The organism is Paraburkholderia sp. PREW-6R (genome assembly GCF_039621805.1).
GTDB lineage: Bacteria > Pseudomonadota > Gammaproteobacteria > Burkholderiales > Burkholderiaceae > Paraburkholderia.
On the sequence record NZ_CP155073.1, the window covers coordinates 1,421,833 to 1,442,279 of the forward strand.

Genomic DNA, 20,447 nt, shown 5'->3' on the forward strand with positions numbered 1-20,447 from the left:
TTTCAAAGACTTATTCGTTCAGGTTGACTGCCGCCAGTTTCCACGTGAACAGGCCTTCGCGCTGGAAGATCGCCGAATAACGCGCGTCGCCCGCGCCGTGCTGGTAGGTGACCACAAATTCATTGATGCCCCGATAGCCAGCCGTGGTTTGCGGCGGCTGCGGCGGCGTGTTGCTGTTGGCGGCTGGATTGTCGGCCATGTTGTTGCCCGCGCCATTGCCAATGCCATTGTTCGCCGCGCCGTTGCTTGAATTGTTGCCTGCAGCGGGGCCGGCTGGCGTCACCGGCGTCGCCGCCTGCGGATTGTCGGCCGGCGACGACGATAACGGCGGCGCCTGCGGCCGCTCGCCAGGGTTGCCACGCGGCGGCATCCCATTGAGCAACGCGGCGACGCCATCCGGTGTGGCGTAGGCGTCCACCAGCGGACCGACCAGCGCTACGCCGATCATCGCGCCAATCGCAGCCAACGGATTGCCATTGCTCTGCGCGTCGAGCCGCCGGGTCAAAAGTGCGGTCACCTGCTGCTTGAGGCTGTCGCGCAAGGCCGGAAAATCGACGTACTGGTTCACGGTTGCCGCGTCGCGAGCGTCCGCAGCGCGTTTGAGGTTATTCAACGCAATATACGGCGACGCATAACCCAGCCCTAACGCCGCGATCACCACGACCGCAACCAGCGCGGCCATAAGCGCGCGCTTTGTGCCACGCCTCGTGCCAGGACTCGTGCTTGTTGGAACTGTCATCGAATGACACTCTCCGTGAGGTGGGATCTAACGTGGACCTCGACCACGCCAAAACGATCCCTTACCTACCAGTCCCGGTTCGTTGATTGCCGCCGTGCTCAGGATTCGAACACCGCGCCGTGCACGTTGGCTTCGTCTGCGATGCAGCGGTCGATCATCCGGCATACCGCGTCCATCGTGCCGACCATGATGAGCCGCGACGGCCCGTGATAGACCCGAACCGGCGCCCGGCGCGTGGGCTCGGCCGTGTTCAGGCCGGAGTTCAACGATACCCGGGCAAAGGCCGGCAGCGCGGACGGCAGCATGGGCATCGCGACGTCAGGCTGATCGAACAGCGAAGGCGTGCTCACGTTGGATGCGCCAGTCAACGAGCAGGGCACGAGCTTGCGCAGATGGCGCAGGCGACCAAACTGGCGAAAGGGCAGCAGGCGGGCAAGACGTTCCATGAGACTCTCCAGGCAATTCAACGTTGAGGCAACTGTGTTCGGCGAAGCCGAGCACCAGGCAGGGCAGCGAGCGGCAGGCTAGCGGCGCCGGGCAAACGGGATTCGATCAGTAATGAAGCAGGCGACAATGACGGGAAAAGGGTGACGATTGCCAGCCGACGACCGATCCATAACCAACCATCGCAAACTCGCGGTCGGCACCACCAGCAAGCCGCAAAAGCCGCTGCTTTAAAACTCGCCAGGCCGGATCAGACCGACGGCGATCCCTTCGAGCGCAAACTCCGCGCTGCCGGTTTCGACGAAGATATTCTCGTAATCAGGGTTCTCGGCAATCAGTTCCAGCCCGTTGGGCCGGCGCTTCAGGCGTTTGACGGTCACGTCGTCGCCGAGACGGGCAATGATGATCTGGCCGTCTTTCGCCTCGCTCTTCTTCTGGACGGCAAGCAGGTCGCCGTCGAAAATTCCCGCGTCACGCATGGACAGGCCGCGCACCTTCAACAGGTAATCGGGCTTGCTCGAAAACAGCGCCGGGTCACACGCGTAGTGCTGAGAGATATGTTCCTGTGCAAGGATCGGACTGCCCGCCGCGACACGGCCGATGAGTGGCAACGACAGTTGCATGATGCTGGCATGCGGCAACGTGAACTGATGCGGTGCCTCCTCCGGCGTGGACAGCAGGCGGATGCCGCGCGACGCCCCCGCGGCGAGTTCGATCACGCCCTTGCGCGCAAGCGCTCTCAAATGCTCCTCTGCGGAGTTCGCCGAGCTGAACCCAAGTTCGGCGGCGATTTCCGCGCGGGTGGGCGGAAAGCCGGTGCGTTCAATTGCCCGGCGGATCAGATCGAAAACCTGCTGCTGTCGTGCGGTAAGTTTGGTCATGGCGCCACTGTATGGATGAACAGGTGACTGTATTTTTATACAGTATCCGGCGCATTTCAAGCTTTACTTTAAGTTCCTGTCTGCGAGCGACGCAGCAGCGCCGTCCACGGGCGCTCCAGCGGCGGCTTTGATGCATGAACGCCGGCGGCCGCCGTCGTTACCACTTTTCCGTATTAAAACATGAAGAAACATTATTTTTAATGATGTAAGCCGTTCGATAGACTGCTCTGCGGGTCGCTTCTCCAGACAGGTGAGGGCGACACAAAAACACATCACACGCAGCTTCAGCACATCGCAACGCGGAGAAAGTTGGCATGAACCATCAAGGCACGGGGCTGAAAGGCAGAACAGGAAAACTGATCGCGGCGCTCGCATTCTGCGCCGCGGGTGCGGTCGCGGCACTGGGCGCGGCCACCCAGGCGCAGGCGGCGGATACCACGTTGCTGAACGTGTCCTACGATCCGACACGGGAGTTGTATCAGGACGAAAACGCGGCTTTTGGTAAAGCGTGGAAAGCCAGAACGGGCGAGACGATCACGTTCAAACAGTCACATGGCGGTTCTGGCGCGCAGGCTCGCTCGGTGCTCGACGGTTTGCAGGCCGACGTGGTGACGCTGGCGCTTGCCTACGACATCGACGCGCTCGCCAGCAAGGGTCTCATCGACAAGGGCTGGCAGAAGCGTCTGCCGGACAACGCGTCGCCGTACACGTCGACGATCGTGTTTCTGGTGCGCAAGGGCAACCCCAGGCACATCAAGGACTGGGATGACCTCGTCAAACCGGGCGTGTCGATCGTCACACCGAATCCGAAGACTTCGGGCGGCGCGCGCTGGAACTATCTGGCTGCGTGGGTGTACGCCGAACATCAGCCGGGCGGCAACGACCAGAAGGCGAGGGAGTTCGTGGGCAAGCTTTACAAGAACGCCGGCGTGCTGGATTCGGGCGCGCGCGGCGCGACCACCAGCTTCGTGCAGCGCGGCATCGGCGACGTGCTGATCGCGTGGGAAAACGAGGCGTTTCTGTCGCAGAAGGAGTTCGGCGCGGACAAGTTCGAGATCGTAGTGCCGTCGGTGAGCATTCTGGCCGAGCCGCCGGTGGCGGTGGTGGACAAGGTGGTCGACCGGCACGGCACGCGCAAGGTTGCCGAGGCCTATCTGAACTTCCTCTATAGCGAGGAAGGCCAGGAGATCGCCGCGAAAAACTTCTATCGTCCGCGTTCGACCAAAGTGCCGGCCGAGCTGACTGCCAGGTTTCCAAAGCTGAAGCTCTATACGGTCGACGATTCGTTCGGCGGATGGACCAACGCGCAGAAAACGCACTTTGCCGACGGCGGCGTGTTCGATTCGATCTACCAGCCGCAGTGACGCCATGACGGAACTGCGCCGCAGCCGGCGCCGACCGACGCGTCGAGCGTCACACCGGAGCGCGCCCTTGGGCGCGCTTCTGGCCGCTTGGGGCCGGTGGCCGCAACAGGCTGGCATTAACCTGAAAGAGTACCCAGCATGACCACGTTGACCTTCCGAAAACCGAGCGCGTTGCCCGGTTTTGGCCTGACGCTCGGCATCACGGTGGCTTACCTGAGCCTCGTGGTGCTGATTCCGCTTGCGGCGACTTTTCTGAAAACCGCCACCCTCGACTGGGCGCAGTTCGTCCGAGCCGTCAGCTCGCCGCGCGTGCTGGCGTCCTACCGGCTCACGTTTTTCTCGGCGCTGGGCGGCGCGCTGATCAATGCGGTGTTCGGCTTTCTGGTCGCATGGGTGCTGGTGCGCTATACGTTTCCGTTCAAGCGGATTGTCGACGCGGTGGTCGATCTGCCGTTCGCGTTGCCCACGTCCGTGGCCGGCATTTCGCTCGCAGCCGTGTACGCCGGCAACGGCTGGATCGGTCAGTATCTGCAACCGCTCGGCATCAAAATCGCATTCACGCCGGCCGGTGTGCTGGTCGCGCTGACGTTCATCGGTTTGCCGTTCGTCGTGCGCACGGTGCAGCCGGTGCTCGAGGAGTTCGAGCGTGAGCAGGAAGAGGCCGCGGCGTGCCTGGGCGCGTCGCGCTGGCTGACGTTTCGCCGGGTCGTGCTGCCCGCCGTCTTTCCGGCTTTGCTGACGGGCTTCGCGCTGGCATTTGCCCGTGCACTCGGCGAATACGGCTCGGTGATTTTCATCGCGGGCAACGTGCCGATGAAATCCGAAATCACGTCGCTGCTGATCATCACCAAGCTCGAACAGTACGACTACGCGGGTGCGACCGCGCTCGCCGTCGTGATGCTGGTGGTGTCGTTCGTGATGCTGCTGCTGATCAACACGCTGCAATGGTATTTGCAGCGCCGCACCGGGCGCGGGGCAGCGGGCGTGGCTTCGGCCGTGTCGAACGTGGCGACGAGCGTTAATGTGAGCGCTGCGGGTGCTGCCGGTGCTGCGGGCAATGGCGGGGCAGACAACATGGCAAAGAGCGCGGCAAAGAGCGCGGCAGATGGGCCGCCGAGCGGCGGAGGTGCGCGATGAGCCACCAGGCCCGGAATCAACCCGTCGATCAGCCGGTGAATCAGCCCGTGAATCAGCCGGTAAGTCAGGCTGATCGCCCGAATAACGCCAGTACGACAGCCGCCGTGGCCGCGGCCGTGGCGCCGCGCGCGCCGCTGAACGTCGCGCGCCGGCCCGATCCGGTGACCGAAGCGCCAGTCGTGCGCTGGCTGCTTACGGGCGTGGCGCTGCTGTTTCTTGCGCTCTTTCTCGTCGTGCCGCTCGTCGCCGTTTTCTATCAGGCGTTGAGCAAAGGCGTGGGTTTCTATCTGGAATCGCTCGCCGATCCGGACGCTTTGTCGGCGATCAAGCTGACCGTCATCACCGCCGCGATCGCGGTGCCATTGAATCTCGTGTTCGGTCTGGCCGCGTCGTGGTGCATCGCCAAATTCGAGTTTCGCGGCAAGGCGCTGCTCACGACGCTGATCGATCTGCCGTTCTCGGTGTCGCCCGTGATCTCCGGCCTGATCTATGTGCTGATGTTCGGCGCGCAAGGCTGGTTCGGGCCGTGGCTGGAGGATCACAACATCCAGATCATCTTCGCGGTGCCGGGCATCGTACTCGCCACCATCTTCGTCACGTTCCCGTTCGTGGCGCGCGAGCTGATTCCGCTGATGCAGGCGCAAGGCAACGACGAGGAAGAGGCGGCGCACGTGCTCGGCGCATCCGGCTGGCAGATCTTTCGCCGCGTCACGCTGCCGAACGTCAAATGGGGCCTGCTGTATGGCGTGATCCTGTGCAATGCGCGTGCAATGGGTGAGTTCGGCGCGGTATCGGTGGTGTCCGGCCACATTCGCGGCCAGACCGACACCATGCCGCTGCACGTCGAAATCCTCTACAACGAGTACAACTTCTCGGCGGCGTTCGCGGTCGCGTCGGTGCTGGCGCTGCTCGCGCTCGTCACGCTCGGCCTGAAGCTGCTCGCCGAGCGTCATATGTCGGCGGAGCTGTCATCGGCGCGCGATGTGCCCGCGCATGCCGGACCCGTCACCGCGGTGCCCGCGACGCCCGCTTTTGCTACCGCGCAGCACAACGCAGTCAAGCATCCGCTCAAGCAAGGAGAGCTGTAATGGGTATCACCGTTCGTAACCTGCAGAAGCGCTTTGGCGATTTCGTTGCGCTCGATAATGTGTCGCTCGACTTTCCGCCGGGCGAACTGGTCGCGCTGCTCGGGCCGTCGGGCTGCGGCAAGACGACGTTGCTGCGCGTGATCGCCGGACTCGAATACGCGGACGGCGGTCAGGTCGTGCTGCAAGGTCAGGACGTGGCGACGGTCGGCGCGCGCGAGCGTGAAGTCGGCTTCGTGTTTCAGCACTACGCGCTGTTCCGTCATATGACGGTATTCGAGAACGTCGCGTTCGGCCTGCGCGTGAAGCCGCGCAAGGAGCGCCCGTCCGAAGCCGTGATCCGCGAGAAGGTGCACGAACTGCTCAGGCTCGTGCAACTGGACTGGCTCGCGCAGCGCTATCCGTCCGAACTGTCGGGCGGCCAGCGTCAGCGGATTGCCCTTGCGCGTGCACTGGCGGTCGAGCCGAAAGTGCTGCTGCTCGACGAACCGTTCGGCGCGCTGGATGCGAAAGTGCGCAAGGAACTGCGCAGCTGGCTGCGGCGTCTGCACGACGATCTGCATATCTCGACGATTTTCGTCACGCATGACCAGGAGGAGGCGCTCGAGGTAGCGGATCGCATCGTTGTGCTCAATCGTGGGCATGTCGAGCAGGTGGGCAGTCCACAAGACGTGTACGACCATCCGCAAACTTCGTTCGTCTACGAATTCCTCGGCGCGGCGAACCGTCTGCACGGCAAGGTGGACGCGAGCGGCTTCGTGGTGGACGGCGCGGCGCTGCCGGTGTCGATCAAGGCAGATTTCAGCGGACCGGCATTCGCCTATGTACGTCCGCATGATCTGCAGTTGTTTCCGCAAGCGTCGGGCCACCGCGAAGGGATCGTCGTCGACGTGCGGCGGGTCGTGACGCTCGGCGGCTCGGTGCGTGTCGAGCTCGCGGGCCGCGAGGGCACGCTGCTCGAAGCCGAACTCGATCGCGAATCGTGGCGCGATCTGCAACTCGCAGTGGGCGACGGCGTGACGGCCGTGCCGCGCGCGTTGCGCGTTTTTCCCGCGCCATGAGCGGTGCGGCACCACACAGCGCTTCATTCGGACTCCAATAAATCAACTCTGGCTGAACCGGAGCTATCAACATGAATTTTCAGCAATTGCGCTTCGTGCGCGAAGCCGTGCGTCAGAACATGAATCTGACCGAGGTGGCGAACGTGCTGTACACGTCGCAGTCGGGTGTGTCGAAACAGATCAAGGATCTGGAGGACGAACTCGGCGTCGACATTTTCATTCGACGCGGCAAGCGTCTGACGGGCCTCACGGAGCCGGGCAAGGCAGTGCATCAGCTGATCGAGCGGATGCTGCTCGACGCGGAAAACCTGCGCCGCGTCGCGCGCCAGTATGCCGATCAGGACAGCGGCCACCTGGTCGTGGCGACCACGCACACGCAGGCGCGCTACGCGCTGCCCAAGGTGATCCGGCAGTTCACCGAAGTCTTTCCGAAGGTGCATCTGGCGCTGCGTCAGGGCAGCCCGCAGCAGATCGCGCAGATGATCATCAACGGCGAAGCGGATATCGGCATCTCGACCGAAGCGCTCGACCGTTTCCCGGACATCGTCACCTTCCCGTGCTATTCGTGGCATCACATCGTGGTCGTGCCGAAAGATCATCCGCTGGTGGGCCGTCCGAATCTCACGCTCGACGAGATCGCGGAGTTCCCGATCGTCACTTACGACCAGGATTTCACGGGCCGCTCGCACATCGACCAGGCGTTCGCGAAGGCGGGTGCACTGCCCGACGTCGTGCTGACCGCAATCGACGCGGACGTGATCAAGACCTACGTGGAACTCGGCATGGGTATCGGCGTGGTGGCGGCGATGGCCTACGATCCGAAGCGCGACACGGAGCTGGTCGCGCTCGACACGCAGCATCTGTTCGAGGCGAGCACCACCCGCGTTGGTCTGCGCAAGGGCGCGTTCCTGCGCGCGTATGCGTACCGCCTGATCGAAATGTTCGCGCCGCAGTTGAACGAGGCGGACATCGCCGCGCAGTTGCGCGAGGCGGTTTGAGCGCTGCCGGGCGAGCGGCATCGTTCGTTCTGGACCGAACGGGCATGGGTTTCTGCTGACGCGGCGGCGCATCGTGCATCGCTTACAATCGCCGCCATGACTACTCAGACTTCCTCTTCTGCGACGCCCGCCGCCGGCGTCGCGTCGTTACTGCCGCGCATCGCGGTGCTGGCCACGGGTGGCACGATCGCCGGCGCCGCCGCCGACGCAGCCAACACGTCGGGCTATCAGGCCGGTGTGGTCGGCGTCGATCAGCTGCTCGCCGTCGTGCCCGCGCTGTCCAGCGTGGCGCGCATCGTGCCCGAGCAGATTGCGAGCGTCGATAGCAAGGACATGGCCTTGCCGCTGTGGACCACGCTCGCGCAACGGATCAATACGCTGCTCGCGGGCGACGACATCGAGGGCATCGTGGTGACGCACGGCACCGACACGCTCGAAGAAACCGCCTATCTGCTGCATCTGACGGTCAAGTCGGACAAGCCGGTCGTGTTGACGGCGGCCATGCGTCCGGCGTCCGCACTTTCCGCCGATGGTCCGCTCAACCTGCTGAACGCAGTCACCGTTGCTGCGAATGCGCGTTCGCGCGGGCAGGGCGTGCTGGTGGCGTTCAACAACAAAATCCACAGTGCACGCGACGTGGTGAAGACGAGCACCTATGCCGTCGACGCATTCCAGTCGCCGGATATCGGCGCGCTCGGGTGGGTGCAGGACGGTCGCGTGGAATTCCAGCGCGGCGTGGTGCGTGCGCATACGCTGGCCACCGAGTTCGTGATCGGCGCGAAGTGGCCGCACGTCGAGGTGGTGGCGAGTTATGCCGGCGTGTCGCGCATCGCGGTGGATGCGCTCGTGGCCGCAGGCGTGCGCGGCATTGTCGTGGCGGGTACGGGCAACGGCTCGATTCACGCTTCGCTGCAGCAGGCGCTGGCCGACGCCGCGTCGCAAGGCGTGGCCGTGGTGCGCGCGTCGCGCGTAGGGGCGGGACATGTCATGCGCAACGGTGCGGCGGCCGACGACGCGCTCGGCTTCGTCACGGCGGGTTCGCTGAATCCGTACAAGGCGCGCGTGCTGTTGATGCTCGCGTTGGCTGCGGGCGCCGCAGGGCCTGTCGCGCTGCAAAAGGCGTTCGATACGTATTGAGCGGGTGTGGTTCGGCGCCGACGCTTCAGTTGCAAAGCGGGGACCGTGCGCCGGACGCGAGACTGCCTGAAGCCCGAATAAAAAAGCGCGGCGCCCGGATTATCGATGGGCGCCGCGCTGTCATGGGTTGTCGTGCGTCGTCGCGCCAGCGACGGCTTCAATGTGCTGCCGCCTCAACCAGCGACGCGCTTGCCGTCAGGCCGCCAGATCCGGAGGCAGCTTGCCGCCGTTTGCCGCGAGCGCCTGCATCACCTGTTTGTGCAGCCAGATGTTCATGGTCGCCGAGTCGTTCGTGTCGCCGGTGTACTTCAGCTCCTTCGCGAGTTGCTTGCGATGTTCGAGGCTGCTGTCGACACCAAGCGCTTTCAGCGTGTCCACGATCGACGTGCGCCAGTTCAACGTTTGCCCGCTCTCGCTCACGAACTGGTCCATGACGACAGCGACGTCCACATCGGCAAGCGGCGGCGGTGCCGGCGTTGCCGCCGGCGCGGCGGCTTGCGCGGCTGCCGGGTCCGGTGTCGGCTCGGCTGCAGGGGCCGGCTGGTCGGGCTTCGCTTTGCCAAAGAGCTTGTTTACGATGTCACCAAAGATGCTCATGCTGAATCCTTTGCAGATGGGTTACCGGCGCGAGCCTGTTGCCGCTCACGGGAAAGATGCTGGCTGGGGATTGGGCGAGTGAAGCGGATGTCCTGCGCTGCCGGGATGGCAAGCCGCATGTGCACGCTGATGCGCCCGCAACCAGACCCAACGAGTGTAGGAGAAAAGCGCGCGGCGATGTGTCAAGAAAGGTAGGAGAGACAGCAGGGAGTTGCAAGCAAATGCAAGCACGCGTGCAAGCTTGCGGCATGCGTGCTCAAGCACGCCGCTGCGAGAGTTTGGCGGAAAAAGCATAACGATGAAATCCGACAGCCGGACACCCGACGACGACGTCTGACCGACCAAGGCTTCCCCGGCATCGCCGGGCGCCGCTGCGGACCCCACTTGCCGCTCTCAGCCCAGAGCGGCACGATTTGCCCGATACGCCGCCAAACCGCGCGACGAACCGGGCGCCCCACCGACGATCGCCGTAACGTTGCGCACGCAACGACGGGCGATCCATATCACTGCGTGCTCAGGCTGCCTTGGCTGCGTTGCCGGGCGCCTGTGCGACTTCGTAATTGGCCATGATTTCCAGCGCGCGGACCATTGCCGAGTGATCCCACGCCTTGCCGCCGTTTGCCGCGCACACGCTGAACAGTTGTTGCGCGCTCGCCGTATGCGGCAGTGCGATACCCAGCTTGCGTGCGCCGTCGAGCGCGAGATTCAGGTCCTTCTGATGCAGTTCGATGCGGAATCCCGGGTCGAATGTGCGCTTCGTCATACGCTCGCCGTGCACTTCGAGAATGCGCGACGAAGCGAAGCCGCCCATCAGAGCCTTGCGCACGCGTTCCGGATCGGCGCCCGAGCGCGATGCGAACAGCAGCGCTTCGGCCACGGCTTCGATATTCAGCGCGACAATGATCTGGTTGGCGACCTTGCACGTCTGACCCGCGCCATTCTCGCCAATCAGCGAGATGTTCTTGCCCATCAGTTCGAACAGCGGCTTGGCCGTAGCGAATGCCTTTTCCGGGCCGCCTACCATGATCGTCAACGATGCTTCGCGCGCGCCGACCTCGCCGCCCGAGACGGGTGCGTCGAGGTAGTCCACGCCAAGTGCGTTGATTTTCTTCGCGAACGCCTGCGTGTCGAGCGGCGAGATGGAACTCATGTCGATCACGAGCTTGCCCTTCGTGAGGCCGGCGGCAACGCCGTCGTCGGCGAACAGCACGTTGGCGACGTCAGGCGTGTCGGGCACCATGATGACGACGATATCGGCGGCCTGCGCGACAGCGGTCGAATTGGCGACCACGCTCGTGCTCTTGGCCAGATCTTCCGGCACCGGATAGGCGCCGTTCACGAACAGCGAGTGCCCGCCCTTGATGAGGTTGCGCGCCATATGCGCGCCCATGATGCCGAGGCCGATGAAACCGATCTTTGCCATGTGTGTAAATCTCCAGTGTTGTTTGAGGTGTCCCGCTCAGGTGTCGCGCTCGGGTGTTCGGCTCAGTGCCCCGTGGATGGCCGCCCGACGGGCAGGCCTTCGCGACATGAAGCGCCTGAACCGGCCGAAGCGCCGCGGCTTCGTTGGGTCGCTGCGCTTCGCTTACGGTGCCTGCTCACGCAGCGGCGTGAGCGGCGCCGCGCGTTTGCCCGGCCACGCTCTGTATCCAGCCGAGCCCGGCGGCCGTCGTCGTGCGCGGCTTGTATTCGCAGCCGACGTAGCCGTCGTAGCCGAGCGAGTCCAGCAGATCGAACAGGAACGGATAATTGATTTCGCCGGTGCCCGGTTCGTTGCGGCCCGGATTGTCGGCAAGCTGGACGTGCGCGATCTGCGGCAGATTCGTTTTGATCGTGGCCGCGAGTTCGCCTTCCATCCGTTGCATGTGATAGATGTCGTATTGCAGGAACAGATTGTCGGACCCGACCGCGCGAATCACGTCGAGGCCTTCGCCCGAACGGTTCAGTGCGAAGCCTGGAATGTCGTACGAATTGCACGGCTCGACCAGCAGCCTGATGCCGGCTTTCTTCAATTCACCCGCCGCGAAGCGCAGGTTATCGACAATGGTCGTGCGGGCCTTGTCCGCGTCGACGCCTGCGCCCGGAATGCCGACGAGGCAATTCAGCTGAGGCACTTTGAGCGCCTTGGCGTATTCGAGCGCACGCCCCACGCCTTCCTGAAACTCGCCGACGCGCTCCGGCAGGCACGCGATGCCGCGTTCGCCGGCTTCCCAGTTGCCCGCGGGCAGGTTGTGCAGCACGAGCTTCAGCCGGTTTTGCTGCAAACGCTCGCTCAGTTCGGCAATCGTGTACGGATACGGAAACAGGAATTCGACGGCATGAAAGCCCGCGTCCGCTGCGGCCGCGAAGCGGTCGAGGAACGGAACTTCGTTGAACAGCATGGTGAGATTCGCTGCGAATTTCGGCATGGTGCTTGAGTCTCTCTGGTCGGTCAGGGGAGTGGCTTCGCGAGCGGGTCCGCGACTGTGCGGGCCACGCTCGGGTGATGCTCAGTTATGCAAAATATCTAGTCAGCTTAGTCGAGCATGCTGATTGCGGTCGGCGCGTCCTGGCGCTTCTCGGCGAGTTCCTCGAACTCATTGATCGCGTCGATTTCGGTGCCCATCGAAATGTTGGTCACGCGCTCCAGAATCACTTCGATGATCACCGGCACGTTGAACTCGGAGAGCATCGATTGCGCCTTCTGCAGCGCGGGCTTCAGTTCTTCCGGCTTGAACACGCGAATCGCCTTGCAACCCAGACCTTCGGCGACGGCGACGTGATCCACGCCATAGCCGTTGGTTTCGGGCGAGTTGATGTTCTCGAAACCGAGCTGCACGCAGAAGTCCATATCGAACGCGCGCTGCGCCTGGCGGATCAGGCCGAGGTACGAGTTGTTCACCACTACGTGCACGTACGGCAGCTTGAACTGCGCGCCTGCCGCGAGTTCTTCGATCATGAACTGGAAGTCGTAGTCGCCCGAGAGCGCCACGATCGGACGTTGCGGATCAGCGGCGCGCACGCCGAGTGCGGCGGGAATCGTCCAGCCGAGCGGGCCCGCCTGGCCGCAGTTGATCCAGTTGCGCGCCTTGTAGACGTGCAGGAATTGCGCGCCGGCAATCTGCGAGAGACCGATGGTCGACACGTAGCACGTATCGCGGCCGAACACCTGGTTCATCTCTTCGTACACGCGTTGCGGCTTCATCGGCACGTTGTCGAAGTGCGTCTTGCGCTGCATCGTCTGCTTGCGCTGCTGGCAATCGGCGACCCATGCGCTGCGGTCCTTCAGCTTGCCCGCGGCTTTCCATTCCTTCGCCACCTCGACGAACAGTTCGAGCGCGGCCTTCGCATCCGACACGATGCCGAGGTCCGGCCCGAACACGCGGCCGATCTGCGTCGGCTCGATATCCACGTGCACGAACTTGCGGCCCTTCGTATAGACCTCGACGCTGCCGGTATGACGGTTCGCCCAGCGGTTGCCGATGCCGAGCACGAAGTCGGAAGCGAGCATCGTCGCGTTGCCGTAGCGGTGCGACGTTTGCAGGCCGACCATGCCGGCCATCAGCGGATGGTCGTCGGCAATCGCGCCCCACGACATCAGTGTCGGAATCACCGGTACGCCGACCGTTTCCGCAAACTGCACGAGCAGGTCTTCCGCCGCAGCGTTCAGCACGCCGCCGCCCGACACGATCAGCGGCCTGTCCGAGTCGTTCAGCAGCGTGAGCGCGGCTTCGATCTGCCTGCGCGTCGCTTTCGGTTTGTAGACCGGCAGCGGTTCGTAGGTGTCGATGTCGAATTCGATCTCGGCGAGTTGAACGTCGATCGGCAGGTCGACCAGCACCGGACCCGGACGGCCCGAGCGCATCAGGTGAAATGCCTGCTGGAACACGCGCGGCACGAGTGCCGGTTCACGCACGGTGACGGCCCACTTCGTGACGGGCTTGGCGATCGATTCGATATCGACAGCCTGAAAATCTTCCTTGTACAGACGCGCGCGCGGCGCCTGGCCCGTGATTGCGAGAATGGGAATCGAGTCGGCCTGCGCGGAGTAGAGACCCGTGATCATGTCGGTGCCGGCGGGGCCCGACGTGCCGATACACACGCCGATGTTGCCCGGCTGCGCACGCGTATAGCCCTCGGCCATGTGCGACGCGCCTTCCACGTGGCGAGCCAGCACGTGACTGATGTTGCCTGCCTTGCGCATGGCCGAGTAGAACGGGTTGATCGCTGCGCCCGGCACGCCGAACGCCGTGTCGATACCTTCTTTTTCGAGCACCAGCACAGCTGCGTCGACGGCTCTCATCTTGGCCATGAATGTCTCCTGAATGTCGGGGAAATTGCGGATCGAGGGTGTTGATCGCACTGTAGGGCCCACCTAAAGGTTTGATAAGATCAGTCCGGGTCGCTTATTCCGAAACAAAAAGTATCGAATGGCGCCTGCTTTGACGTGACACGGGAGGAGACCGCGATGGACCGCTTCAAACAGATCGAAACGTTCGTGCGCGTGGCCGACGCGGGCAGTCTCGCGGCGGCGGCGCTGGAAGAGGGCGTGTCGCCGGTGATTCTCGGGCGCCGCATCGACGCGCTGGAAAAGCGTCTGGGCGTCAAGCTGATGTACCGTTCGACGCGCCGTCTCGTGGTCAGCGAAGACGGGGCCGCGTTTCTGGAGCGTTGCCGGGGTTTGCTCACCGAATGGGACCAGGCGGAAAACGAACTGAGCGCCGGGCGGCGCGCGGTGAATGGCCACCTGATCGTGTCGGCGCCCGCCGCGTTCGGCCGCAAGCATGTCGCGCCGCTTGCGCCGGCGTTTCTCGCCGATAAACCGGAACTGCAGGTGTCGTTCAATCTCACCGACCGGGTGGTCGACCTCGTGCGCGAGGGTTACGACCTGTCGATCCGGATCGGCGGCGCGGTGGACCCGAACTTCGTCGCGGTCAAGCTGGCGTCGAACCGGCGCGTGGTCTGCGGCACGCCTGCGTATTTCCGCCGGTACGGCAAGCCGAAGACGCTCGACGACCTGCCGCAGCACAACTGTCTGGCGTTCAACCTGCAGGGCGGCCAGAACCGCGGCTGGTATTTCCGGCGCAACGGCAAGCTCGCGACGGTGCGCGTTGGCGGCACACTCGATTGCAACGATGGCGAGTTGCTGCATCGCTGGGTGTCGGAGGGGCTCGGGCTCGGTTGGCGCTCCACGTGGGAGATCCAGCAACAACTGGCGCGCGGCGAGCTGGAAACCGTGCTCGACGAGTTCGCGCTGCCCGATTACGACATTCTCGCCGTCTATCCGCAGCAGCGTTATGTGCCGGCTAAGGTGCGCTATTTCATCGATTATCTGAAAGAGGTGTACGCGCGCAACGACTACTGGAATCGGCCGGCATATTGAGCGGTGGCTGGACGCGCGGCGTGGTGCGGTGGGTTTGGCGTGCCGCTGACGCCGGTAGTGGGTAGTGCGCTCTTTCTCGGGGGGCGGGTGGGTCAATGGAAGCGGCTGGCTGGAAGGTGGCTGGCCCGAAAGTGGCCAGGCCAGAGATAGCTGAAGGTGGCTGGGCGAAGGGGCTGGTGAAGCGGCTTTTCTCACTTTCATGGTATTGGCGTGTGCCGGGAATAAACTGGGCAGATGGCCAGTTCTGCATGATGAGAGCCACGTTACAAGCCATACCCCTTAGCCGCATTGCCCCGGAGGGCCAAGGTGGTCCAGAAAGATTCATCCGTTGCGCGTCCGTCCGGCGCCGCCGATGCCGAAGCCGCTAATGCGGAAGCCGCGAATGCAGAAGCCGCAAATGTAAAAGCCGCCGATGCGGAAGCCGCCGATGCGGAAGCAGCCGAAGCAGCGAGGAGCCGCCGTTTCCAGCAGCTCGCGCTGCCGCATCTGGACGCCGCGTATAACCTTGCGCGCTGGCTGTGCGGCAACCCGAACGACGCCGATGACGTTGTGCAGGAAGCGTTCATGCGTGCGTTTCGTTTCTTCGATACCTTTCGCGGCGACTCCGCCCGACCGTGGCTGCTCGCGATCGTGCGCCGCACCTGGTACAGCGAATGGCGGCGGCGGGCGTCGTCGCACCAGATGGTCGAGTTCGACGACAGCATGGACGACGCCACTTTCGACGGCTGGAGCGCAGGCGGCGACGATCCGCAGACGCTGCTGATCCGCGACGAGGATTCGAAGCGCGTGCACGAAGCGCTGGCGCTATTGCCGGTCGAACATCGGGAGGTGCTGATCCTGCGGGAACTGGAGGAAATGGGCTATCGCGAAATTGCGCTGGTCGCGGACGTACCGATCGGGACGGTGATGTCGCGGCTTGCGCGTGGGCGGCGCAAGCTTGCCGCGTTGCTGGCGGCGCCGCGCGATGAAGTGAGATCGGCGGGCTTGGGTTTGCAATCCGGATCGGATGGTTTGCAGGGGGAAGTTGTCTCTCGTGCCATGTCCGGTCCCGCTGCTGATCGAGAGGCGCGCCCGGCAGCAGGGTCCCGTGCACCGGACGAAAACTCAGGCGGCCAAGGTAGCGCCGCTGACGCCGCGGACGCCGGCTTGCCGAGGGCCTGCGCCACACCACTTCGGGCGACTGTTGGCGCCCGGTCATCCAACCCTTCCAGCGGCCGCGCCGCCGGCATCGCTCAGGAGGCGCCAGATGGACTGTAACGAAGCGCGGCCGCTCCTCGATGCGAACGCCGACCACGAATTACCCGCGCCGGACGCACGGCGCGTTCAGCAGCATATCGAAGGCTGCGATGCCTGCAAGCGGGAAAGCGAAAGCCTGCGCGCGCTCAGTGGAGTGTTGCGTACGGCGCCTTATCATCGTGCGTCGCAGTCGCTGCGGGAGCGCATTGTTGCAGGCTTGCCGTCGGTCGAAATGGCAGGGTCCGTTGTGGGTGATGCCGCGCCGGAGGACGCTCGCGGCGGTGGCAACACCTCCGGCGCATTCAGTGGTTCCGCCGACGGAGTTCCACGCACATCCGGCAATGCGGGCAAAGCGCTGGCGCGCCCCTGGAGATGGGCGGAGTGGCTGGCGGCGCTGTTCGACAGCGCTGGCGGGCGTGGGCGCGGTGTTGGCGGTGGTGGTGGAGCGTCCGGCGCCCATGGTGGCCGTGCAGGACGAGGTGGAGGTGGAGGTGGCGGAGGCGGCGGCATTTGGGGCAACCTCGGCGGCCCGCTGGCCGCAGGCAATGCCGGCCGCCTGTTCGCGTCGGCTTCGCTCGCCGCGCTGGTGGTCGTGCTGTGCGCAGTCACGGCGGCCGTCACGATGAGTCTGCGGCCGTCCGCAAGCGTCAGCCCGTTCACGGACGAACTGGTGGAAAGCCACGTCCGCGCACAGGTTTCCGGCCGGAGCATCGACGTCATCTCCACCGACCGCCACACCGTCAAACCATGGTTCAACGGGAAGCTGGACTACACGCCGCCGGTGGAAGACCTGGCGGCAAACGGCTTCCCGCTGGAAGGCGGCCGGCTCGACTACCTTGCGCATCAGCGGGTGGCCGTGCTCGTGTACCGCTATCAGAAACACGTGATCGACGTGTACGTCTTCCCTCAGCCAAGGGCCGGCGGCGCCGTGCCGGCAGGAGCCGCAACGTCCGGCCCGGACGGCTATTCGATCGCTCACTGGAATGCCGAAGGCATGACGTGGTGGGCCATCACCGACGCTGCGCCGGACACGCTCAAAGGGCTGGAGGCCGCACTGAGGGCGCGCCTGCAAGGTGGAAGCGAGCGCACGGAGAAGGGCTCATGACAGATTCGTGGCTTGCTTGCGGCTCGCCGCGGTGCGGGCTGCTCCTCTGTAAACCCTTGAAAATACGCCCGATTCACGTCCTGCAATAATGGCGATTGTTGCAACCAGGCCCTGATCGGGTTACACTCTTGGGCTTCTCACTTGCCACACCGGTTCAGACGCCCGGGTGGCTTTAATCCAAAAGTCAGCACAAGGAGTGAATATGCGTCATTACGAAATCGTATTTATCGTGCACCCGGATCAGAGCGAGCAGGTGCCCGCCATGATCGAGCGTTACAAGTCCACGATCACCTCGCACGGTGGCCAGGTTCACCGTATCGAAGACTGGGGCCGTCGCCAACTGGCCTACATGATCGAGAAACTCGCGAAGGCTCACTACGTCTGCATGAACATTGAATGCGATCAGGCCACGCTCGACGAGCTGGAGCATGCATTCAAGTTCAACGACGCTGTTCTGCGTCACCTGATCGTCAAGATGAAGAAGGCCGAGACCGGCCCGTCGCCGATGATGAAGGAAGTGCAGCGCGAAGAAGCCAAGAAGTCGGCTGCTACGCAACCGTCCGAAGCGCAGGCTTAAGACACACTATTTAAGCTACCAGATCAGGCGTCATCCTCGTCAAAGGCTTCATGAACCGGCTGCAGCTTACGGCCAGCGTCGTCGAACGCGAACCGGTGCGGTACACACCCGCCGGCGTTCCGATAGCAGGTTGCACGTTGCAGCACCGCACGGAAGTCGTCGAAGCCGGCATCACCCGGCAAGTCGAACTGACCATGCAGGCGGTTGCCGCAGGCGAGGCGAGCGGTAAGCTGGAAAGCTGTCCGATGGGCGTAGAAACGCTCTTCACGGGCTTTCTGGCGAAAAAGCACCGCAACGCAAGAACTCTGGTATTTCACATCACAGCATTGCAGGACATTGGAAAGGACTGAACATGCCCCGCCCGACTGGTAAAAAATTCGACAAGCGTCGTCAGCAACAAAATCCGCTCTTCAAGCGCAAGAAGTTCTGCCGCTTCACGGCTGCAGGCGTCGAGTACATCGACTACAAAGACCTCGATACGCTGAAGGACTTCATCGGCGAAAACGGCAAGATCACGCCGGCGCGTCTCACGGGTACGAAGTCGCACTATCAACGCCAGCTGGACACGGCAATCAAGCGCGCACGTTTCCTCGCGCTGGTGCCGTACACCGACCAGCACAAGGCCTAACCCGACGACGCGATAAGGAGTATCCGAATGCAAATCATTCTTCTGGAAAAAGTCGTCAATCTGGGTAACCTGGGCGATATCGTGAAGGTCAAGGACGGTTACGCACGTAACTTCCTGATCCCGAACAAGCAAGCTCGCCGCGCAACGAAGGAAGCCCTGGCTGAATTCGAAGTGCGTCGCGCAGAACTCGAAAAGATCGCCGCTGAAAAGCTGGCGGCCGCTACGGCTCAAGGCGACAAGCTCGCTGGCTCGACGGTCCAGATCGCTCAGAAGGCCGGCGTCGACGGCCGTCTGTTCGGTTCGGTCACGAACGCCGACATCGCTGACGCATTGGCCAAGCAAGGCTTCACGGTTGAAAAGGCGCAAGTGCGTCTGCCGGAAGGCCCGCTGAAGACGGTTGGCGATCATCCGGTTCAGGTTTCGCTGCACACCGACGTGCTCGTGGACGTGACGGTGTCGGTGCTGGGCGAACACGTCTAAGCATCAGTTAGCATCTGCCAGGTTGTTGCTGGCGAAGGGCAGGGGCCGGGAAACCGGCCCCTGCCTTTTTTTGTGCCCATTTGCGTTTTGTCGCTGCCCGCAGTCGCCCGATTTACCCGATAATCCCTTCCATGAACGCCCCGTCCAAAGATCCCCAACTCGAGTCGCTGAAAGTCCCGCCGCATTCGATCGAGGCCGAGCAATCGGTGCTGGGCGGCCTACTGCTCGATAATGCCGCGTGGGACCGAATCGCGGATTTTCTGTCGCAAAGCGACTTTTATCGCTACGACCACCGCATCATTTTCGAACACATCGGCAAGCTGATCGCCGCTACGCGACCCGCCGACGTGATTACCGTGTACGAGGCGCTCGGCACCTCGGGCAAGGCCGAAGAGGTCGGTGGTCTCGCGTACCTGAACGCGCTGGCGCAGAACACGCCGAGCGCGGCCAATATCCGCCGCTATGCGGAAATCGTACGCGATCGCGCCGTGCTGCGGCGACTCGTCTCGGTTGCCGATGAAATTTCCGCCGACGCCTTCAACCCGCAAGGCAAGGAAGTGCGCCAGTTGCTGGACGAGGCGGAATCGAAGGTATTTTCAATCGCGGAAGACGGCGCGCGCGGCACGCAGGGCTTCCTCGAGATCGGGCCGCTGCTGACCCAGGTGGTGGAGCGGATCGACACGCTGTATCACACCGCCAATCCGAGCGACGTGACCGGCACGCCGACGGGCTTTGTCGATCTGGATCGCATGACTTCCGGCATGCATGGCGGCGAGCTGATTATCGTCGCGGGCCGTCCGTCGATGGGTAAAACTGCGTTCTCGATGAACGTCGGCGAATACGTAGCGGTGGAGTACGGGTTGCCGGTGGCGGTGTTCTCGATGGAAATGCCGGGCTCGCAGCTCACCATGCGTATGCTGGGGTCCGTTGGCCGGTTGGACCAGCACCGTATGCGAACCGGGCGCCTGACCGACGAGGATTGGCCGAAACTCACGCACGCCGTGCAGAAGATGAGCGAGGCGCAGATTTTCATCGACGAGACCGGCGGTCTGAACCCGATGGAACTGCGTTCGCGCGCGCGGCGACTGTCGCGCCAGTGCGGCAAGCTCGGGCTCATCATCATCGACTATTTGCAGCTGATGAGCGGCTCTTCGTCCGGCGAGAACCGCGCAACGGAAATTTCGGAAATCTCGCGCTCGCTGAAAAGTCTCGCGAAGGAACTCGATGTGCCGGTGATCGCGTTGTCGCAGCTGAACCGCGGTCTCGAGCAGCGTCCGAACAAGCGGCCGATCATGTCCGACCTGCGTGAATCCGGCGCTATCGAACAGGATGCCGATGTGATCCTGTTCATCTACCGCGACGAGGTTTACAACCCGGACAGCCCGGACAAAGGCACGGCCGAAATCATCATCGGCAAGCAGCGCAATGGCCCGATCGGACCGGTTCGGCTTACATTCCATGGTCAATACACAAAGTTCGACAACTTTGCAGGCGCGCAGAATTTCTACGGCGAATGACCCGAAAGTGAAGTCCTGTCTACGGCGCCTGTTGTAACGGCGCTGTCAAAAGTGCGGCGTCGATCCCGCAACGGTACAATATGGCAGTTTTATGTCAGC

At 63.3% G+C, this 20,447-nt stretch carries 20 protein-coding genes and 1 pseudogene; 14 read left to right on the top strand and 7 right to left on the bottom strand.

Annotated features, from left to right (window positions below):
- Positions 1–10: 10 nt before the first annotated feature.
- From AAGS40_RS06165 to lexA, 3 genes are all read right to left on the bottom strand, one after another.
- Positions 11–682, bottom strand: coding sequence for a DUF2939 domain-containing protein (locus AAGS40_RS06165; protein ID WP_345814293.1), 672 nt, complete (start codon positions 680–682; stop codon positions 11–13).
- A 155-nt stretch (positions 683–837) separates the two neighbouring features.
- Entirely contained in the window at positions 838–1,185 is a 348-nt protein-coding gene (locus tag AAGS40_RS06170) for a hypothetical protein (protein ID WP_345813860.1), read from the bottom strand.
- A gap of 228 nt (positions 1,186–1,413) precedes the next feature.
- The gene (lexA, locus tag AAGS40_RS06175; RefSeq protein WP_345813861.1) at positions 1,414–2,064 is read right to left on the bottom strand and encodes a transcriptional repressor LexA; all 651 of its coding nucleotides are present in this window, start codon (positions 2,062–2,064) and stop codon (positions 1,414–1,416) included.
- A 314-nt stretch (positions 2,065–2,378) separates the two neighbouring features.
- Here lexA and AAGS40_RS06180 point away from each other — a divergent pair, with 314 nt between their 5' ends.
- The 6 genes and pseudogenes from AAGS40_RS06180 to AAGS40_RS06205 all read left to right on the top strand — a co-directional run bounded on the left by AAGS40_RS06180 (position 2,379) and on the right by AAGS40_RS06205 (position 8,846).
- Entirely contained in the window at positions 2,379–3,428 is a 1,050-nt protein-coding gene (locus AAGS40_RS06180) for a sulfate ABC transporter substrate-binding protein (RefSeq protein ID WP_345813862.1), read from the top strand.
- A gap of 138 nt (positions 3,429–3,566) precedes the next feature.
- Positions 3,567–4,403 (top strand): annotated as a pseudogene (gene cysT, locus AAGS40_RS06185) (sulfate ABC transporter permease subunit CysT); the annotation flags it as partial.
- A 158-nt stretch (positions 4,404–4,561) separates the two neighbouring features.
- Complete coding sequence (gene cysW / locus AAGS40_RS06190; protein ID WP_345813864.1) at positions 4,562–5,653, top strand: sulfate ABC transporter permease subunit CysW; 1,092 nt, start codon at positions 4,562–4,564, stop codon at positions 5,651–5,653.
- Positions 5,653–6,711 (top strand): sulfate ABC transporter ATP-binding protein, encoded by a 1,059-nt coding sequence (locus AAGS40_RS06195; RefSeq protein ID WP_345813865.1) that lies wholly within the window; start codon positions 5,653–5,655, stop codon positions 6,709–6,711. Before cysW ends, AAGS40_RS06195 begins: the two co-directional genes overlap by 1 nt.
- A gap of 71 nt (positions 6,712–6,782) precedes the next feature.
- On the top strand, positions 6,783–7,709 hold the full coding sequence (locus AAGS40_RS06200) for a CysB family HTH-type transcriptional regulator (RefSeq protein ID WP_345813867.1): 927 nt from the start codon (positions 6,783–6,785) through the stop codon (positions 7,707–7,709).
- Positions 7,710–7,805: 96 nt separating this feature from the next.
- The gene (locus tag AAGS40_RS06205; RefSeq protein WP_345813868.1) at positions 7,806–8,846 is read left to right on the top strand and encodes an asparaginase; all 1,041 of its coding nucleotides are present in this window, start codon (positions 7,806–7,808) and stop codon (positions 8,844–8,846) included.
- A gap of 195 nt (positions 8,847–9,041) precedes the next feature.
- Here the strand turns inward: AAGS40_RS06205 and AAGS40_RS06210 are convergent, their stop codons facing one another.
- The 4 genes from AAGS40_RS06210 to gcl form a co-directional block, all read right to left on the bottom strand.
- Complete coding sequence (locus AAGS40_RS06210) at positions 9,042–9,443, bottom strand: DUF3597 domain-containing protein (RefSeq protein ID WP_345813869.1); 402 nt, start codon at positions 9,441–9,443, stop codon at positions 9,042–9,044.
- A gap of 514 nt (positions 9,444–9,957) precedes the next feature.
- Positions 9,958–10,866 (bottom strand): 2-hydroxy-3-oxopropionate reductase, encoded by a 909-nt coding sequence (locus tag AAGS40_RS06215; RefSeq protein ID WP_345813870.1) that lies wholly within the window; start codon positions 10,864–10,866, stop codon positions 9,958–9,960.
- Positions 10,867–11,041: 175 nt separating this feature from the next.
- Positions 11,042–11,851, bottom strand: a complete 810-nt coding sequence (hyi, locus tag AAGS40_RS06220) for a hydroxypyruvate isomerase (RefSeq protein ID WP_345813871.1) — start codon at positions 11,849–11,851, stop codon at positions 11,042–11,044.
- 107 nt (positions 11,852–11,958) lie between these two features.
- A complete protein-coding gene (gene gcl, locus AAGS40_RS06225) occupies positions 11,959–13,734 on the bottom strand; it encodes a glyoxylate carboligase (RefSeq protein ID WP_345813873.1) in 1,776 nt (591 codons plus the stop codon).
- Positions 13,735–13,890: 156 nt separating this feature from the next.
- On the opposite strand from gcl, the gene AAGS40_RS06230 reads away from it, so the two are divergent.
- The 8 genes from AAGS40_RS06230 (at position 13,891) to AAGS40_RS06265 (ending at position 20,348) form a co-directional block, all read left to right on the top strand.
- The gene (locus tag AAGS40_RS06230) at positions 13,891–14,805 is read left to right on the top strand and encodes a LysR family transcriptional regulator (protein ID WP_345813875.1); all 915 of its coding nucleotides are present in this window, start codon (positions 13,891–13,893) and stop codon (positions 14,803–14,805) included.
- 306 nt (positions 14,806–15,111) lie between these two features.
- The gene (locus AAGS40_RS06235; RefSeq protein WP_345813876.1) at positions 15,112–16,062 is read left to right on the top strand and encodes an RNA polymerase sigma factor; all 951 of its coding nucleotides are present in this window, start codon (positions 15,112–15,114) and stop codon (positions 16,060–16,062) included.
- Complete coding sequence (locus AAGS40_RS06240) at positions 16,052–17,146, top strand: zf-HC2 domain-containing protein (RefSeq protein ID WP_345813878.1); 1,095 nt, start codon at positions 16,052–16,054, stop codon at positions 17,144–17,146. Before AAGS40_RS06235 ends, AAGS40_RS06240 begins: the two co-directional genes overlap by 11 nt.
- Positions 17,147–17,348: 202 nt before the next feature.
- Positions 17,349–17,723, top strand: a complete 375-nt coding sequence (rpsF, locus tag AAGS40_RS06245; RefSeq protein WP_345813879.1) for a 30S ribosomal protein S6 — start codon at positions 17,349–17,351, stop codon at positions 17,721–17,723.
- A gap of 50 nt (positions 17,724–17,773) precedes the next feature.
- Positions 17,774–18,073: a primosomal replication protein N gene (gene priB, locus AAGS40_RS06250; RefSeq protein WP_345813880.1), complete on the top strand. Its 300-nt coding sequence runs from the start codon at positions 17,774–17,776 to the stop codon at positions 18,071–18,073.
- Positions 18,074–18,075: 2 nt separating this feature from the next.
- On the top strand, positions 18,076–18,351 hold the full coding sequence (gene rpsR / locus AAGS40_RS06255) for a 30S ribosomal protein S18 (protein ID WP_327629319.1): 276 nt from the start codon (positions 18,076–18,078) through the stop codon (positions 18,349–18,351).
- Positions 18,352–18,378: 27 nt separating this feature from the next.
- Positions 18,379–18,831, top strand: coding sequence for a 50S ribosomal protein L9 (gene rplI, locus AAGS40_RS06260; protein ID WP_345813881.1), 453 nt, complete (start codon positions 18,379–18,381; stop codon positions 18,829–18,831).
- Positions 18,832–18,962: 131 nt separating this feature from the next.
- Complete coding sequence (locus AAGS40_RS06265; protein WP_345813882.1) at positions 18,963–20,348, top strand: replicative DNA helicase; 1,386 nt, start codon at positions 18,963–18,965, stop codon at positions 20,346–20,348.
- The last annotated feature ends 99 nt before the right edge of the window (positions 20,349–20,447 follow it).

Coding starts and splice junctions, on each gene's coding strand:
- AAGS40_RS06200 (WP_345813867.1), top strand. CDS start 6,783: ATGAATTTTCAGCAATTGCGCTTCGTGCGCGAAGCCGTGCGTCAGAAC.
- AAGS40_RS06170 (WP_345813860.1), bottom strand. CDS start 1,185: ATGGAACGTCTTGCCCGCCTGCTGCCCTTTCGCCAGTTTGGTCGCCTG.
- rpsR (WP_327629319.1), top strand. CDS start 18,076: ATGCCCCGCCCGACTGGTAAAAAATTCGACAAGCGTCGTCAGCAACAA.
- hyi (WP_345813871.1), bottom strand. CDS start 11,851: ATGCCGAAATTCGCAGCGAATCTCACCATGCTGTTCAACGAAGTTCCG.
- AAGS40_RS06195 (WP_345813865.1), top strand. CDS start 5,653: ATGGGTATCACCGTTCGTAACCTGCAGAAGCGCTTTGGCGATTTCGTT.
- gcl (WP_345813873.1), bottom strand. CDS start 13,734: ATGGCCAAGATGAGAGCCGTCGACGCAGCTGTGCTGGTGCTCGAAAAA.
- AAGS40_RS06230 (WP_345813875.1), top strand. CDS start 13,891: ATGGACCGCTTCAAACAGATCGAAACGTTCGTGCGCGTGGCCGACGCG.
- cysW (WP_345813864.1), top strand. CDS start 4,562: ATGAGCCACCAGGCCCGGAATCAACCCGTCGATCAGCCGGTGAATCAG.
- rplI (WP_345813881.1), top strand. CDS start 18,379: ATGCAAATCATTCTTCTGGAAAAAGTCGTCAATCTGGGTAACCTGGGC.
- lexA (WP_345813861.1), bottom strand. CDS start 2,064: ATGACCAAACTTACCGCACGACAGCAGCAGGTTTTCGATCTGATCCGC.
- AAGS40_RS06215 (WP_345813870.1), bottom strand. CDS start 10,866: ATGGCAAAGATCGGTTTCATCGGCCTCGGCATCATGGGCGCGCATATG.
- AAGS40_RS06205 (WP_345813868.1), top strand. CDS start 7,806: ATGACTACTCAGACTTCCTCTTCTGCGACGCCCGCCGCCGGCGTCGCG.
- AAGS40_RS06210 (WP_345813869.1), bottom strand. CDS start 9,443: ATGAGCATCTTTGGTGACATCGTAAACAAGCTCTTTGGCAAAGCGAAG.
- AAGS40_RS06180 (WP_345813862.1), top strand. CDS start 2,379: ATGAACCATCAAGGCACGGGGCTGAAAGGCAGAACAGGAAAACTGATC.
- AAGS40_RS06265 (WP_345813882.1), top strand. CDS start 18,963: ATGAACGCCCCGTCCAAAGATCCCCAACTCGAGTCGCTGAAAGTCCCG.
- priB (WP_345813880.1), top strand. CDS start 17,774: ATGAACCGGCTGCAGCTTACGGCCAGCGTCGTCGAACGCGAACCGGTG.
- AAGS40_RS06240 (WP_345813878.1), top strand. CDS start 16,052: ATGGACTGTAACGAAGCGCGGCCGCTCCTCGATGCGAACGCCGACCAC.
- rpsF (WP_345813879.1), top strand. CDS start 17,349: ATGCGTCATTACGAAATCGTATTTATCGTGCACCCGGATCAGAGCGAG.
- AAGS40_RS06165 (WP_345814293.1), bottom strand. CDS start 682: ATGGCCGCGCTGGTTGCGGTCGTGGTGATCGCGGCGTTAGGGCTGGGT.